The sequence below is a fragment of the Mycobacterium sp. 4D054 genome, assembly GCF_052245755.1.
Taxonomy (GTDB): Bacteria; Actinomycetota; Actinomycetes; order Mycobacteriales; family Mycobacteriaceae; genus Mycobacterium.
The window spans coordinates 37,463-53,171 of the sequence record NZ_JBQQCF010000037.1; the positions used below are offsets into that span (position 1 = coordinate 37,463).

Sequence of the window (15,709 nt, forward strand, 5' to 3'; positions counted from 1 at the left end):
CACGGCTGGGAGCCGGGATCCGAGGCGCCGGGGAGATCCTGGAAAAGCAGGCGGGCACACCGAATCGGTTGCTGCTGGTGCTGTCCGACGGTCATCCGTACGACGACGGATACGAGGGACGCTACGCCGAGGCCGATTCCCGAAAGGCACTCGAGGAGCTGCGGGCCGGCGGCGCGGGCTGCCTGTGCCTGACGATCGGCGCGACCACCGACGCCGACGCACTGGCGGGTCTTCGGTTCGGCATGCCATGCCAGTGGGACGACACTGGCCGAATTGACCCCGCGGATGGACCAACTGTTTCTGGCCGCCCTGCGCGAACTCTCCGCCCCACGACCGACCTGCATATATGCTCGCCGAGGTTGACAAGTAGTTGATATACACCGCGGCGGAGGTTGCCAGATGCCCGATGACCTGTTGACAGCGGACGCACGCGAGCCGAACCTCGCCCAACCATGGGCGCCACACCGACTGAGGATCTACACCTACACCGGGATCATCACCTTCGCGATGTTCCTGTCGGTGACCGTGGGTGTCAGCGTAGGTCTCATCGCACCGACGTTCACCACCGACGTGGTCGTCAACCTGATCTTCGGCATCCCGGTCATGCTTTTGCCGTTCGTCATTTTGTGGAATGCGCCCGGCGAGAAGCGGACTCGGCTCGACAAGGCCGCCGAGCTGACGTTGTTCTATCTGCCGTACACCGCGGGTAGTCAGGTCGGCTACGAGTTGATGTTCCTCATCGGCCATCCGCTCGGCCTGTGGGCACCCACCACGGACCCGGGATGGAAATGGCTGTGGTGGCAGTACGGCCTGGCCGACACCCGGTATGTCAGCGGCAATCCGTGGATCTTCGCACTCGAGATCGTCGGGGTGCTCACCGGCGTCACCGTGTTCGTGATGTGGACCCGTCTGGTCCGCCCGGGACTGCCGGATGAGGCACGGATCAAGTGTCTGTGGATCACTTTTACGGGCTGCGCCGTACTGATGAGCAGCACAGCTGTGTACTTCCTGGCCGAGGTCGGCGCCGGCTTCAGCAACATCGGGCAGGGAGCGTTCGGACTCGGCTTCAAGTTCATCGGCGAGAACATCCCGTTCGTCGTCCTTCCGCCACTGGTTCTCTACTCGATCCACCTGCAGATCGACTACCTGACCCGGCGTGCGGGCGCCCGGGCCGCCGCCGTCACCGCACAGGCAGTCCGCGGCTCGGATGCGCTATGACTGAAGAGCGAACGGAGAGCACGCATGCTGCACGGTGAGAAGATCTTGATCACCGGTGCCACCGGCAAGATCGCGTATCCGATCGCACGCGCCCTGGCACCCCACAACGAGGTGTGGGGTGCGGCCCGTCTGCGCGATCCGGCCGACCGCGACAAGCTCACGGCGGCCGGTGTCACACCGCTTGCGCTCGATCTCAGTATCGGCGATCTGTCCGATGTGCCAAGCGACTTCGCGTACGTCTTCCATGCCGCGGTGGACCCGGGGCTAAGCGGCTGGACCCGGTGCCTCGAGACCAACGCACAGCGCTCGGGCGATCTGCTCTACCACTGCCGTTCGGCCAAGGGTTTCGTGCTGTGCTCGACCGGTTCGATCTACGGCTACCAGGGGCAGCGCCCGCTGACCGAGGACGACCCACCTGGGGTTCCACTGCGCGCAAACTACAGCTTCTCCAAAGTGGCCGCCGAGGCTGTGTGCGGATGGATCGCACACCGGCACGGCATCCCGCTGACGGTCATCCGCATCTGCTCGACCTACGGACCGGAGGGCGGCGCGCCGGCCGACCGCCTCGACGCGATCCTGGCGGGCAGGCCCATCCGGTTGCATCCGGACAGGCCCAACAACTACAACCCGATCTACGAAGACGATTATGTCGAGCTCGGCATCCGCGCCATGGAGGTCGCGGCGACACCACCGCAGGTCGTCAACTGGGCCGGCAGCGAGACGGTCAGCGTCGAGGACTATTGCCGCTACATGGGCGAACTCGTCGGTGTCGCGCCGATATTCGAGTACACCCCCGACGCGCACACTCCACTGTGGCCGGATGTCACCCGTATGCACGAGGTGCTCGGAACCACGAAAGTGCCGTGGCGCGAAGGCTTCCGGCGGATGATCGAGGCGCGGCGCCCCGAGATGCTACGTGCGGCCGCGGACTGAAGGGACCCGGCAATGCAGCTACCCGGCACACCCTCCGACCAAGTCCCTGGCGTCCTGGCCGAAGGTCGCGGAGATGTCACGACCCTGTTTGTGTCCATGGCCAGACGCCACCCCGACGGTACCGACGCCGATTATCTGCGCTGGCACACCCTCGACCACCGGCCCGAGCAGCACAGGATGTCGGCGGTCCGCGCATCGCTGCGGCTGGTGTCGACGCCCGCGTGCCGCTCCGCCCGCGCGTTCAGTCGCGACCGCCACGACGACATCGACCACGTGATGACGTACTTCTTCACCGATCCCGGCGGTATGGAGTCGTTCCTTTCCCTGTCGAAGGCGCTCGGTGAAGCCGGGCGGAAGCTCCCGCTGCTGCCGCCGGTCGAGCGCGGCGTCTACGACGTCGCCGAGAAGGTCGCCGCGCCGCGCGTCAAGGTCGGCGCGGATGTCCTGCCGTGGTGGCCGACGCGGGGCGTGTACCTGCTCCTCGAAACGGCCGGATCCGCGCCGACGGAGCTTCTCGATGTCGATGGCGTGGCAGGAGTGTGGTCGGCGACCACGCTGCCTGTCGGAGCGCGGCTCGCGAATGCGCCTGCCGGGCAGACCCTCTCGTACTGTTTCCTCGACGACGACCCCGTCGACACGGCGCGGCGGCTGGCGCCGGCACTGACCACGCGCTGGCAGGACACCGGTGCGCAGCCGCTGTTCGCCGCACCGTTCTATCCGGTGGTGCCGCACGAATGGGACCGCCATGTGCCGTGATCAAGGAGCGCCATGCGCATTGGCCTGATGGTCGGCTCCGACAAGGAGCGCCCCCGATCCGACCGCCTGGCGGGCCTGCTCGCCGACGGTGTTGCGGCGGAAGCCGCCGGGTTCAGCTCGTTCTGGTTTCCGCAGGTTCCGGGCTATCTGGACGCGATGACCGCGATGGCGTTGCTCGGCGCGTCGACCACCGCCATCGAGATCGGCACGGCGGTGGTGCCGATCCAGACACGTCACCCAATGATCCTGGCGCAGCAGGCCCTGACGACGAACGCCGCGTGCGGCGGCCGTTTCACGCTCGGCCTGGGGCTGTCCCACGACTGGATCATCAACGGACAGTTGGGCCTTTCCTACGACCGACCGGTGCGCAGGCTGCGCGCCGCGCTCGACGTCCTGCAGGGGGCATTCGGTGGGCCGGGTCGGGTCGACGTCGACAACGACGAGTACCACGTGCACAGTCCCGTCGACGTGACCGACGGCGCACCGCCGCTGCTGCTGGCCGCACTCGGACCGACGATGTTGCGTATCGCGGGGGAACAGGCCGACGGCACCATTCTGTGGATGGCCGATGAGCGTGCGATCGCCGAACACGTCGCTCCGCGCATCGCCGCCGCCGCCGAGGCGGCCGGCCGCCCGGCACCCCGCATCGTCGCCGGCGTTCCGGTCGTGCTGTGCACCAACGATCAGGCCGCCGACGCCCGCGCCCATGCCAGCGAGGTCCTCGGCCACGCCCACTTCTCCCCCAACTACGTCGCACTGCTGGAACACGGAGACGCCGAGGACGTCGGCGACACCATGGCGGCCGGGGACGAAGCGGCGGTGCTGGCACGGTTGCGCGCGTACCGCGACGCCGGCGTCACCGACCTCGCCGCACGGATCGTCCCGCTCGGCGACGACACCCACCGACGGCGCGAATCCAGCCAGCGCACGGCACAATTCCTGTCGGCAGCCCTCGCAGAGCTCTGACAGAAGCCTCGACAGACGGCGCCCGTCAGCGTCGCGACCGCACCACCGACACAATCACCGCAGCAGCCACCGACACTCCGACGGCGCACGCGAACACGCCGAGGATCAGATGGCGGGCCCATCCACCCGACGCGAAGGCCGCCAGCTGCAGGCCACCGGCGAGCAGCGCCAGAAAGGCGAACGCCGCCGCCGCAATCTTGAGAACCGCCACAGGGTCATTCTGCCGCGACCTGTTCGGACTGCCCGACGGCGTAGGTACCCCGCAACTCCAGCGGCGTGCCGCCGCCCGAGCACGGATCGGTCAGGTGCCCGCATGCTCGAACTACGTTAGTTAGACGCCGGTCAACTATTGGCAGCGTCGGCAGTACCTGTTAATTTCTCCACTGTGGCGGTGATCGAGCCTGAGGCAGCTGCTGACCGTGGTCAGCGCCGTGCCTCGTTCCAGCGTGCCCGGTCGCGTGAGACGAAACGGATGCTCGTCCAGGCCGCGATGGCTTTGTGGCGTACCAAGGGATACGGGTCGACGACGGTCGCCGACATCTGCACCGCAGCGGGCGTCTCGAAGGCGCTGTTCTACTTCTACTTCCCCCGTAAGGAAGACGTGCTCTTCGAAGTGGGCGTGCTGTCGACCCAATCGGCACATCGCACGATCCATGGCCTGCTGAAGAAGCCCTACGAGGTCGAATCCGTGATTGAGGCGGCGTTACGAGCCTTCGAGCAGTCGATGGCACGCAATCCGCGCGAGCTCATCATCGAGACCATCCTCGAGGGCTACCGGCACGAACACCGCATCCTCGCCGACGGCAGTCCACCAGAGTTCGACGCCGACATGTTCACCGAACTCTTCACCCGCGCGCGAGCCGACGGAAAGCTGCCCGCTGCGGTGGATGTGGCGCACCTCGCCTACCTGGCGCAGACCATGGTGAGTGAAGGCGCGCGGCACTGGGCGGCCGGCGCGTTCGGCCAGCGCTCGTTCGCCACAGTGGTCACCGCCGACATCACCACGTTGATCGACGGATTGCGTCACCGCACCACGCGATAACGACAAGGAGGCCGCCATGTGGGATTTCGAAACCGACCCCGAGTACCAAAAGGTGCTCGACTGGGCCGACGAGTTCGTCCGAGAAGAGGTCGAACCGCTGGACCTCGTGTGGCCGCATCAGCAGTTCACGCCGCTGGAAGGCAAACGGCGTGAGGCGATCGAACCCCTCAAACAGGAGGTGCGCAGCCGCGGGTTGTGGGCAACCCACCTGGGCGCCGATCTCGGCGGGCAGGGGTACGGTCAGCTCAAGCTCGCACTGCTCAACCAGATCCTGGGCCGTTCCCAGTGGGCACCGATCGTGTTCGGGTGTCAGGCTCCCGATACCGGCAACGCCGAGATCATCGCCCATTACGGCACCGATGATCAGAAGCAGCGTTACCTGCGTCCGCTGCTCGACGGCGAGCTGTTCTCCTGCTATTCGATGACCGAACCGCACGCCGGGGCAGACCCGACGATGTTCACCACGTCGGCAGTGCGTGACGGCGACGACTGGGTGATCAACGGCTGGAAGTTCTTCTCCTCCAACGCCTCGACCGCCTCGTTCCTGATTGTCATGGTAGTGACCAATCCCGATGTCAGCCCGTATCAGGGCATGTCGATGTTCCTGGTGCCCACCGACACTCCCGGGGTGAACATCGTGCGCAACGCGGGCCTGTACGGCGAAGGCGCCGAACACGGGTCACACGCGCTGATCCACTACGACAACGTCCGGGTGCCGGCCGACGCGCTGCTCGGTGGTGAAGGGCAGGCGTTCGTGATCGCCCAGACCCGTCTGGGCGGCGGCCGAATTCACCACGCGATGCGAACCATCGGGCTCGCCCGGAAGGCGCTGGACATGATGTGCGAACGGGCGCTCAGCCGCGAGACACAGGGCAGTCGGTTGTCGGACAAGCAGTTCGTGCAGGGCTACATCGCCGACTCGTACGCCCAACTGCTGCAGTTCCGGCTGATGGTGCTGTACACCGCCTGGGAGATCGACAAGTACAACGACTACAAGAAGGTCCGCAAAGACATCGCCGCGGTCAAGGTCGTGATGCCCACCGTCCTGCACGACATCGCGTGGCGGGCGATGCAGGTCCACGGCGCGCTCGGCGTGACCAACGAGGTGCCGTTCCTCGGGATGGTGACCGGCGCCGCGGTGATGGGCCTGGCCGACGGGCCCACCGAGGTGCACAAGACGACGGTCGCGAAGCAGGTGCTGCGCGATCACCAGCCTGCGGAAGGCACCTGGCCGTCGGAGTGGATCCCGGCCAAACGGCAAGCGGCACAGGCGAAGTATGCCGACTACCTCGAACACGAGGTGGGCAACCTGTGAGCGACATCGACACAGCACGCCTCGCCGATTGGATGGACCGGGCTGCGTTGCCGGGCAAAGGCGAACCGCTGAGTGCCCGTTTCCTGTCCGGTGGCACCCAGAACGTCATCTTCGAGATCAACCGCGGTGAACACCGCTGCGTGCTGCGGATGCCGCCTCCCGGCGCGCCGGCTGACCGGGACAAAGGCATCCTGCGGGAATGGCGCATCATCGAGGCGCTGGACGGGACCGACGTCCCGCACACCGCGGCGATCGGTGTCTGCGACGACTCCTCGGTGCTGGGCCGACCGTTCTACCTGATGGGCTACGTCGACGGGTGGTCGCCGATGGACACCCACGGCAGGTGGCCGGAACCGTTCGACAGCGACCTGTCCTCTCGACCTGGGCTCAGTTATCAACTGGCCGAGGGCATTGCGCTGCTGTCCAAGGTGGACTGGCGCGCCAGGGGCCTGCACGACCTGGGCCGGCCGGACGGCTTCCACGAACGTCAGGTGGACCGCTGGATCGGCTTCCTCGAGCGGGTCAAGAACCGCGAACTGCCGGGACTCGAGGTCGCCACGGGCTGGCTGCGCGCACACAAGCCGCTGGACTTCATCCCCGGCCTCATGCATGGGGATTACCAGTTCGCGAATGTCATGTACCGGCACGGGGCCCCGGCGCAGTTGGCCGCGATCGTCGACTGGGAGATGGGCACGGTCGGTGACCCGAAGCTCGACCTGGGGTGGATGGTGCAGTCATGGCCGTCGCTCACGCAAGGAGCGGATCGGGGTGAAGACACAGCCGACCCGGAGCCGTCGGAAATGGCGTATGTCGACATGGGCGGCATGCCGTCACGCGACGAGGTCGTCGCGCATTACGCGGCGGTGTCGGGGCGCCAGGTCGACGACCTTGACTACTACCTGGTGCTGGCGAAGTGGAAACTGGCCATCGTGCTGGAACAGGGCTATCAGCGCGCCGGTGACGACGAGAAGCTGCTGGCGTTCGGTCCGGTGGTGACGGAGTTGATGGCCTCGGCCGCCGAGCTGGCCGAGTCCACGGACTACCGGGGTTAGCCGCGCCGTGCGTGCTGCAGTGTGCCCGGTGCACGGGCCTCCCGAGGTGGTGCGCATCGAGGAGCGCACGACGCCCGGCGCCGCGCCCGGTCAGGTGCGCGTCCGAGTGGAAGCGGCGGCGGTCAACTACCCCGACGTGCTCCTGGTGGCGGGCACGTATCAGATCGAGGTTCCGCCCCCCTTTGTGCCGGGCAGCGAATTCGCCGGCGTGGTCGACGGAATAGGCTCGGGCGTCGGGGGTTTCGCCGTCGGTGACCGGGTGAGCGGGACCGGCATGTCAGGGGCGTTCGCGCAGGAGGTGGTGGTCGACGCGAAGGCCCTCGCGCACGTCCCGCACGGGATCGACGCGCGGACCGCCGCCGCGTCCGGGGTCGCCCACCGCACGGCCTACCATGCGTTGCGGTCAGTGGCGCGGCTACGCGCCGGCGAACGGCTGGTGGTGCTCGGCGCCGGTGGCGGGGTGGGTCTGGCCGCGGTGCAACTGGGTTCCGCACTCGGGGCCCATGTCGTGGCCGTGGCGTCCTCTTCCGAGAAACTGTCGGTCGCAGCGGAATACGGGGCGGCACAGGTGGTCGATCACCGAGAACGCGACCTGCGCGGCGCGCTCCGGGATTGTTTGCCAGCCGGTGCCGATGTGGTGCTCGACCCGGTCGGCGGGGCTCTCAGCGAGCCGGCGCTGCGCTCGCTGGGCCGGGGCGGGCGCTTCGTGACGATCGGGTTCGCGTCCGGCACGATTCCGAAAATCCCGTTGAACCTGGTGCTGATCAAGGGTATTCACGTGCACGGTTTCCAGTTCCAGGACGTGCCCGCCGACGAGTTCGACCGGAACGAGGCCGAGCTGCGTGAGTTGCTCGTCTCCGGCCGAGCGGTACCGCACGTCGGCGCGGTCTACCCGCTCGAGGAGACCGCGGCCGCACTGCGACTGGTCGCTGACGGTCGCGCCGTCGGCAAGGTGCTGATCGACCTGCGGTGAACCCTCAGCTGGCGGGTACCAGGTCGGCTGCCACCGAGGCCATCATGCCGCTACAGAAGATCTCGGCGGGGGCGATCGTCTGCCCGGCACCGGACGCCGCCGCCAGCGCCTGCGCTTTGAAGGCGCGGGCCGCCGCGCTGAGGCGGTGTTCGACCGGTCCCACGCTGCTGTTGAGATCGGAGGGCACCGGCCCACCCCACAGGGTCACCTCGGTGGCGCCCTGGTCGAGCGCGCCGAGCACTCCGCGACGGACGCGGTCGTCGCAGCCGAACAGGTCGGCGGCCACCGCGACGGTCTGCGGGTGCGGCCGCTGTTCCCACGACTCCAGCACAGACTCCAGGTCCGCGGTGTCGGCTCCGAGGATCTCCAGGGGGCGCACATCTTCGTCGCTGCCGACCAGCACGGTCACGTCCCAGCCCGCCATGACGCGGTCGTAGATCCAGCCACCGGCGAACCGCACCGCGTCCAGCACCGTCGGGGACACCACGTCCAGCCGGTACCTCATGTCGGTCTGGGCTGGGCCAGATCGCGGGCCAGCGACTCCGCGTACCCCTGGTACACCTCGGTCAGCGGGATTGAGGGATCGAGTAACCATTGGATCTCCATTCCGTTGATGAAGGCGAGAATCTCCGTGGCCTTGGTAGCCGCGTCGAAGTCATTGCGGTACAGCCCTTCTCGCTGACCACGAACGAGGAGGTCTTTGATGATGTCGGCCGCCGCGCGGTAACGCTTGTGCAGGCGATCGTGCAGCGGCGCATCGGGGGCGAGGTTCTCGGCCAGCAGCACCATGAAGGTTCCGACCAGCTCGGGTGACCGTTCGAAGCGTTTGGGCACCCGGGTGAGCTCGGCGATGAGGTCGCCGGACCGGTCGGCGTGCGCGTCGTCGTCGGCGTCGCGCGCGTCGAGCACCGCGTTGAGCAGTTGCTCCTTGGACTCGAAATGGTGCAGCAGACCTGCGGGCGTGACACCGGCTTCCCGGGCGATCTGCGCGAGAGAGGTGCTGCGCCATCCGTTGCGCGCCAGCAGCCTCTCCGCCACGGCCAGGATCCGCTGGCGGCGGTCCTCACCTTTGGCGAACAACGTCGCGTACGGCCTCCTGGGTGATCCCAGATCCGGTCCGGCGGGCTCAGGGGCTGACACTGGTCTCCTCGGCGCTTAACCAACCTAGTGAACACACAGTAGGTAGGTTTGGCCGCTGTGACAAGGGTCTCAGCACATTGGGTTTAGGCGGCCGTCACAGGGCCGACCAGCTGCAGGTCAGGCTGTTTGTCAGGCCAAATGCCAGTTACAGACCGAGCGACTTCGCGATCATCACCTTCATGACTTCGCTCGTGCCCGCGTAGATGCGGGCCACCCGGGCATCGGTGTAGAGCCGCGCGATCGGATACTCCATCATGTAGCCGTAGCCACCGAAGAGCTGCAGACAGCGGTCGACCACCCGCTGCTGCATCTCCGTGCAGAACAGCTTCGTCCTTGCCGCATCGGCGCCGGTGAGCTCTCCCTCGACGTGCAGTGCGATCGCCCGGTCGAGCATCGCCTGGGCCGCTTCCACCTCCGTCGAGCAGGCGGCGAGTTCGAACTTCGTGTTCTGAAACGACGCCACCGGCGTGCCGAACGCCTTCCTGCTCCGCGTGTACTCGATCGCGGCGGCGATGGCCGACCGTGCCTGGGCCACCGAACCCACCGCCACCGTGAGCCGCTCCTGGGCCAGGTTGTGGCCCAGGTAGCCGAACGCCTCGTCCACGTCACCGAGCACGTTGGCAGCGGGAACTCGGACGTCGACGAAGGACAGTTCGGCGGTGTCCTGGACCTTGCAGCCCATCTTCTCCAGCTCGCGTCCCCGGGTGAACCCCGCCATGCCGTCCTCGACCACCAAGAGAGTCAGCCCTTTGCGGCGGTTGTCGGGATCGGTGGACGTGCGCGCGACGACGATGACCAGATCGGCCTGCATGCCTCCGGTGATGAAGGTCTTAGCGCCGTTGACGATGTAGTCGTCTCCGTCACGCACCGCGGTCGTGCGCATACCCGCGAGGTCGGACCCGGTACCCGGCTCCGTCATCGCGATCGCCGTCAACAGCTTTCCCGACGCCAGCCCGGGGAACCAGCGGTCACGCTGCTCGGCATTCGCGTAATGCAGAAAATAGGGCAGGATCACCTCGAGCTGGGTGCGCACCGTCGACAAGGTGACGAGCGCGCGTGCCGCCTCCTCCTGCAGCACCACGTTGTACCGGTAGTCGGGTTGTCCTCCACCGCCGTACTCCTCCGGGATGGCCACGCCGAGTATTCCGAGCTCACCCATCTGCTCGAAGACCTCGCGCGGCATCCGGCCGCCCTTCTCCCACTGCGGATAGTGGGGAACGACCTCCTTCTCGACGAAATCGCGTGCGAGTTCGCGGAAAGCCTCATGGTCTTCGGTGAACAGATCCCTACGCATGTCAGGACTCCTTGCCTATTTGACGAGTTCGACCAAGGTGGCGTTCGCGGTGCCCCCGCCCTCGCACATGGTCTGCAGCCCATAACGAATGCCGTTGTCCCGCATGTGATGAATCATCCGTGTCATCAGCACCGCACCCGAGGCCCCGAGCGGATGGCCGAGGGCGATCGCGCCGCCGAGCGGGTTGAGCCTGGCCTCGTCGGCGCCGGTGTCGGCCAGCCAGGCCAGCGGTACCGGTGCGAACGCCTCGTTGACCTCGTACACCCCGACCTCGTCGAGACTCACGCCCGCCTTGTGCAGCACCATCTCAGTGGCGGGAATGGGCCCGGTGAGCATCAGTATGGGGTCGGCACCGGTCACCGCTCCGGCACGGTACCGGACCAGCGGGGCCAGGCCCAGGTTCACCGCGTTCTCCATCGTGGTCACGAGCAGCGCCGCGGCGCCGTCGGAGATCTGCGACGAGTTGCCCGCGTGGATGACCCCGTCCTCGGTGAACGCCGGCTTGAGGCCGGCCAGTTTCTCGACGGTGGTGCCGCGCCGGATGCCTTCGTCCTCGGTGACCACACTGCCCGCGACCTTGCCGTCCCCGTCCGTCCCGCCCGTGGCTGACTCGCTGGTGTGCGCGATGAAGACGGGCACAATCTGGTCCCTGAACGCGCCCGCGTCCTGGGCCGCTGCGGCACGTTCGTGGGACTGCGCGGAGTACTCATCGAGACGGGTGCGGGAGAAACCCCACTTCTGCGCGATCATCTCGGCCGAGATGCCCTGATTGAACGAGAAATCGTCATAGCGGGCAAGGACTTTCGGCCCGTACGGCATGCCGGTGGCGCGTGCGGCGCCCAGCGGGACACGGCTCATCACCTCGACCCCGCCGGCCACCACCATGTCCTGCTGCCCGGACATGACGGCCTGCACGGCGAAGTCCAGCGCCTGCTGGCTCGACCCGCACGCCCGGTTCACTGTGGTGCCCGGGATGTGTTCGGGCCAGCCGGCGGCCAGCACCGAATACCTGCCGATGTTGCTTGACTGGTCCCCCACCTGCGAGACACAGCCCCAGATGACGTCGTCGATCATGTCCGCGCCCACCCCGGTGCGTTCCACGAGTTCGTTGAGTACCACTGCCGACAGGTCGGCCGCGTGCTGTTCGGACAGACCGCCCTTGCGCTTACCCACCGGTGTGCGCACGGCACCGACGATGACCGTCTCCCGCATGATCTCTACTCCTCATCCTTGTCGGTGGCGTCGTCATACAGGGCCCACGCCCCGGTGAACGCCGGATCGCGCTTGGCCGCGAACGCGGCGTAGGCCTCGCCCGAATCCGCGGTCGCGAAGTTACCCGGTTGCGCGCGCGCCTCGTTGGCCAGCGCCTCGCGCAGTGTCGCGTTGGCGCCGTCGTTGAGCAGAGCCTTGCTCTGCGCCAGCGCGAAGGGGGGCCCGCCGGCCAGCCGGCCGGCGAGGTCGTCGACGAACGCGTCGATCTCGTCGCCGGACTTGACCCAGGTGACGAGGCCCAGCGCGTGCGCCTCGTCGGCGCCAATCATGTCGGCGAGCAGCACCAGGCGTTTGGCCTGCTGCAGTCCGACGAGCCTGGGCAGCAGCCACGAACCGCCGAGGTCGACGGACAGCCCGCGTTTGGAGAAGATCTGGCAGAACCGTGACTGCGGCGTGGCGACCACCAGATCGCAACCGAGCGCCAGGTTCCAGCCCGCACCGACGGCGATGCCGGTGACCTTCGCTATGGTCGGCACGGCGAGCTCGTGCAGCGCCAAAGCCACGTCGGTGAGGCGGTCCAGCTTGTAGCGCGGATGGATCTGCTCACCGGTACCGATGTCGGCTCCCGAACAGAACGCGCCACCGGCACCGGTGAGCACCAGCGCCCGGATGCCGCGGTCCCGCTTGAGCTGCCGCAGGGCATCGGCGAGTTCGACCCACAGCCGGGCGTCGAGCGCGTTTCGCCGCTCGGGGCGGTTCAACGTCAGCGTGCGGACCCCGTCGCGGTCTGACGACAGCAGCACCTCCTCAGCCACGGTAGGCCGGCCCGATCACGCCGTCTGCCCGCAGCCGGTTCAATTCCTCTGCGCTGACCCCGATCTCGGTGAGCACGGCGTCGGTATGCTGCCCGAGTCCGGGGATCGCGCCCATCGGCTGTTCGAAGTCGCTGATCACCGGCGGTGGACGCAGCGCCTGGATGTCGCCTTTCGGTGTGGCGACGGTGCGCCACCGGTCGCGGGCGGCCAGATGCGGGTGCACCACGACCTCGCTTGGCTTGTTGTAGCGGGAGTTCCCGATCCCGGCCGCGTCAGCCGTTTTCTGGATGTCGGCCAGATCATGCCTAGCACACCAGTTTCCGATCGCTTCCTCGAGAATCTCGCGGTGCGCGCACCGATCGGAGTTGGTCGCGAAACGGGGATCGTCGGCCAGATCGGGGCGGTCGATGATCTCGCGGGCGACCCGCTGCCACTCGCGGTCGTTGGTGGTGCCGAGCACGACGGTCTGCCCGTCCCGGGTCGAGAACGCGCCGTAGGGCGCCACCGCGGGAGACCCGACGCCGAGCGGTTCCTGGTCGATGCCCGAATGCTGGGTGTAGGTCAGCGCGTACCCCATCACATCGGTCATCACGTCGAAGAGGCTCAACTCCACCGACGGTGCGGGCGTTGCCCCCGGTCGGTGGGCCCGCCCGTACAGCAGGGCCAGGATCGAGATCGCCGCGTACAGACCCGTGCTGAAATCAGCCATCGCGGGACCAGGTTTGGCGGGCATGCCCGGATAGCCGGTGATCGCACACGAGCCCGATTCCGCCTGCACCAGAAGGTCGTACGCCCGCTTGTGCGAGATCGGCCCGCCCGGGCCGTACCCGTCGATCTCCACCGGAATCACGTCGGGGTGCCGCACCGCGAGGTCTGCCGGGGCGATGCCCAGCCGCGCCGTCGCGCCCGGGGCCAGGTTGGACACGAACGCGTCGGCGCGGTCGAGCAACCGGTGCAACAGCTCCAGGCCCGCCGGCGACTTCGTGTTCAACGTGACCGATTCCTTGCCACGGTTGCACCACACGAAATGCGCGGCCAGGCCGCCGGGCCCGTTCACGACGTCGTCGTAGTCGCGGGCGAAGTCACCGCCGTTGGGGTTCTCCACCTTGATGATCCGGGCGCCGAAGTCGGCCAGCACACGGGTGCACATCGGAGCGGCCACGGCCTGCTCCATCGCGACGATGGTGACCCCGGCCAGGGGTGCCGCGCCGGTCTGAGGACTGCTCACCTGTTCAGATAACCATGCGGCCGTCGACCGGCGGCACCTGCCCGGGGTGCCGGGACGCCACGATCGTGCAGACCCACCTAGTAGCTCCTGGGCAGGCCGAGCACATGCTCGCCGAGGAAGTTCAGGATCATCTCCTGGCTCACCGGCGCGATCTTCATCAGGCGTGACTCACGGAAGTAGCGGGACACGTGGTACTCCTCGGAGTAGCCCATGCCGCCATGCAGCTGCAAGGCACGGTCGGCTGCTCCGAACCCGGCGTCGGCGCACAGGTATTTCGCTGTATTCGCCTCACGCCCGCAGGGTTTGCCGTTGTCGTACAGCCAGGTGGCTTTCCGCAGCACCAGCTCGGCGGCGTCCAGGCGGGCCAGCGAGTCGGCGAGCGGGAATTGCAGTCCCTGGTTCATGCCGATGGGCCGGTTGAACACGTGGCGCTCGTTGCCGTACTTGACCGCCTTCTCCAGCGCGACCCGTCCGATGCCGAGCGCCTCGGCTGCGATCAGCATCCGCTCGGGGTTGAGCCCGTCGAGGATGTACTTGAAACCCTTGCCCTCCTCGCCCACCCGGTCCTCCACCGGCACCATCAGGTCGTCGATGAAAAGCTCGTTGGAGCTCACCGCGTTGCGGCCCATCTTGTTGATCGGCCGGATGTCCACGCGGTTGCGGTCCAGGTCGGTCAGGAACAGGGTCATACCGTCGGTCTTCTTGGTCACCTGGTCATACGGCGTGGTGCGGGTGAGCAGCAGGATCTTCTCGGACTCAAGAGCTTTGGAGATCCACACCTTGCGGCCGTTCACCCGGTAATGGTCACCTTCGCGCTTGGCGGTGGTCGTGATGCGCGAGGTGTCCAGCCCCGCACCGGGTTCGGTCACCCCGAAGCACACGTGCAGGTCGCCGTCGACGATCCGGGGCAGGGTGCGGGCTTTGAGCTCGTCGGAGCCGTGCTTGACGACGGGCTGCATGCCGAAGATCGACAGGTGGATCGCGCTGGCGCCGTTCATCGCCGCACCCGAACGCGACACCTCTTCGAGCAACAGCGTGGCCTCGGTGATCCCGAGACCGTGTCCGCCGTATGCCTCGGGGATGGTCATACCGAGCCAGCCGCCCTTGGCGATGGCGTCGTAGAACTCCTGCGGGAACTGGTGGGCCTGGTCCTTCTCCATCCAGTAGTGGTCGTCGAACCTGCCCGCCAGTTCCGCCACCGACTTGCGGATCAACTCCTGATCCTCGGTCAGTTCGAAACTCATACCGCCCGGCATAGCTGCCTCTCCTCTGCTTCAAACCGCCGAAATTGCATTCCAGTAGCGAAAGTGCGAGTGCTCACCTGCTGGAATGCGATTTCGACGGTGGTTTGCTCAATCTTTGTTGCCGGTGATCGACTTGGCGCTGGCCGCGAAGTCGGCGAAGGTGGCGCCGGTCTTCTCCTTGTGGGATAGGGCTTGGATGGAGACGTCGTGTCCTTCGGCGGCTTTGCGTAGGGCCCCGACGGTGGCCTGGTCTTTGGGGATGTGGCTGAACGGGTCGAAGTGATACCAGCGCATCGCGTTCTGGTAGGTCATCTTGTCGACCTCGTCGTCGGGCACGTTGTTGGCCTTGAGGACCTCGTCGAGCTGCTCAGGCGCCCCGGGCCACATCGAATCACTGTGCGGGTAGTCGGCCTCCCAGCAGATGTTGTCCACCCCGATCTGATGGCGGGTGGTGACACCGACGGGGTCGGCGATGAAGCAGGTCAGGAAATGCTCGCGGAACACCTCGCTGGGCAGCTTGC

17 protein-coding genes and 1 pseudogene are annotated in these 15,709 nt (G+C 67.1%); 9 read left to right on the forward strand and 9 right to left on the reverse strand.

The genetic code is table 11. From position 1 onward, the window contains the following. Positions 1-2: 2 nt before the first annotated feature. The 5 genes and pseudogenes from ACTWP6_RS22540 to ACTWP6_RS22560 all read left to right on the forward strand — a co-directional run. Positions 3-363, forward strand: a pseudogene (locus ACTWP6_RS22540) (VWA domain-containing protein); the annotation flags it as partial. A gap of 36 nt (positions 364-399) precedes the next feature. Then, positions 400-1,218 (forward strand): emopamil-binding protein, encoded by an 819-nt coding sequence (locus tag ACTWP6_RS22545; protein WP_443188822.1) that lies wholly within the window; start codon positions 400-402, stop codon positions 1,216-1,218. Between the two features lie 24 nt (positions 1,219-1,242). After that, positions 1,243-2,151, forward strand: a complete 909-nt coding sequence (locus ACTWP6_RS22550) for an NAD-dependent epimerase/dehydratase family protein (protein ID WP_443188823.1) — start codon at positions 1,243-1,245, stop codon at positions 2,149-2,151. A gap of 12 nt (positions 2,152-2,163) precedes the next feature. Next, positions 2,164-2,907: a hypothetical protein gene (locus ACTWP6_RS22555; protein WP_443188824.1), complete on the forward strand. Its 744-nt coding sequence runs from the start codon at positions 2,164-2,166 to the stop codon at positions 2,905-2,907. Between the two features lie 12 nt (positions 2,908-2,919). Further along, on the forward strand, positions 2,920-3,873 hold the full coding sequence (locus ACTWP6_RS22560) for a TIGR03564 family F420-dependent LLM class oxidoreductase (RefSeq protein WP_443188825.1): 954 nt from the start codon (positions 2,920-2,922) through the stop codon (positions 3,871-3,873). A 25-nt stretch (positions 3,874-3,898) separates the two neighbouring features. On the opposite strand, the gene ACTWP6_RS22565 is transcribed toward ACTWP6_RS22560, so the two are convergent. Then, positions 3,899-4,084: a hypothetical protein gene (locus ACTWP6_RS22565; protein ID WP_443188826.1), complete on the reverse strand. Its 186-nt coding sequence runs from the start codon at positions 4,082-4,084 to the stop codon at positions 3,899-3,901. Between the two features lie 261 nt (positions 4,085-4,345). Here ACTWP6_RS22565 and ACTWP6_RS22570 point away from each other — a divergent pair, with 261 nt between their 5' ends. From ACTWP6_RS22570 to ACTWP6_RS22585, 4 genes are read left to right on the forward strand one after another with little or no spacing between them, the layout of a single operon-like run. Beyond that, the gene (locus ACTWP6_RS22570) at positions 4,346-4,915 is read left to right on the forward strand and encodes a TetR/AcrR family transcriptional regulator (RefSeq protein ID WP_443188832.1); all 570 of its coding nucleotides are present in this window, start codon (positions 4,346-4,348) and stop codon (positions 4,913-4,915) included. Between the two features lie 16 nt (positions 4,916-4,931). After that, on the forward strand, positions 4,932-6,230 hold the full coding sequence (locus tag ACTWP6_RS22575; protein WP_443188827.1) for an acyl-CoA dehydrogenase family protein: 1,299 nt from the start codon (positions 4,932-4,934) through the stop codon (positions 6,228-6,230). 32 nt (positions 6,231-6,262) lie between these two features. After that, a complete protein-coding gene (locus ACTWP6_RS22580; protein ID WP_260758205.1) occupies positions 6,263-7,282 on the forward strand; it encodes a phosphotransferase family protein in 1,020 nt (339 codons plus the stop codon). 7 nt (positions 7,283-7,289) lie between these two features. Further along, on the forward strand, positions 7,290-8,255 hold the full coding sequence (locus ACTWP6_RS22585) for an NADPH:quinone oxidoreductase family protein (protein WP_443188828.1): 966 nt from the start codon (positions 7,290-7,292) through the stop codon (positions 8,253-8,255). A gap of 4 nt (positions 8,256-8,259) precedes the next feature. Here ACTWP6_RS22585 and ACTWP6_RS22590 read toward each other — a convergent pair whose 3' ends face one another. The 8 genes from ACTWP6_RS22590 to ACTWP6_RS22625 form a co-directional block, all read right to left on the reverse strand. Next, entirely contained in the window at positions 8,260-8,760 is a 501-nt protein-coding gene (locus ACTWP6_RS22590) for a hypothetical protein (protein WP_443188829.1), read from the reverse strand. After that, complete coding sequence (locus ACTWP6_RS22595) at positions 8,757-9,395, reverse strand: TetR/AcrR family transcriptional regulator (protein WP_260754504.1); 639 nt, start codon at positions 9,393-9,395, stop codon at positions 8,757-8,759. Before ACTWP6_RS22595 ends, ACTWP6_RS22590 begins: the two co-directional genes overlap by 4 nt. Before the next feature lie 145 nt (positions 9,396-9,540). Further along, positions 9,541-10,689 carry an acyl-CoA dehydrogenase family protein gene (locus ACTWP6_RS22600; protein ID WP_260754505.1) on the reverse strand — a complete coding sequence of 383 codons (1,149 nt, stop codon included), beginning with the start codon at positions 10,687-10,689 and terminating at the stop codon, positions 9,541-9,543. A gap of 15 nt (positions 10,690-10,704) precedes the next feature. Continuing rightward, on the reverse strand, positions 10,705-11,901 hold the full coding sequence (locus ACTWP6_RS22605) for a thiolase family protein (protein WP_260754506.1): 1,197 nt from the start codon (positions 11,899-11,901) through the stop codon (positions 10,705-10,707). Between the two features lie 5 nt (positions 11,902-11,906). Further along, a complete protein-coding gene (locus ACTWP6_RS22610) occupies positions 11,907-12,704 on the reverse strand; it encodes an enoyl-CoA hydratase/isomerase family protein (protein WP_260758206.1) in 798 nt (265 codons plus the stop codon). 4 nt (positions 12,705-12,708) lie between these two features. Then, entirely contained in the window at positions 12,709-13,944 is a 1,236-nt protein-coding gene (locus ACTWP6_RS22615; protein WP_396884593.1) for a CaiB/BaiF CoA transferase family protein, read from the reverse strand. A gap of 77 nt (positions 13,945-14,021) precedes the next feature. Further along, positions 14,022-15,188 (reverse strand): acyl-CoA dehydrogenase family protein, encoded by a 1,167-nt coding sequence (locus ACTWP6_RS22620; protein ID WP_396884594.1) that lies wholly within the window; start codon positions 15,186-15,188, stop codon positions 14,022-14,024. Positions 15,189-15,296: 108 nt separating this feature from the next. After that, the coding region (locus ACTWP6_RS22625) for an amidohydrolase family protein (protein ID WP_443188830.1) at positions 15,297-15,709 on the reverse strand (413 nt) is incomplete at its 5' end.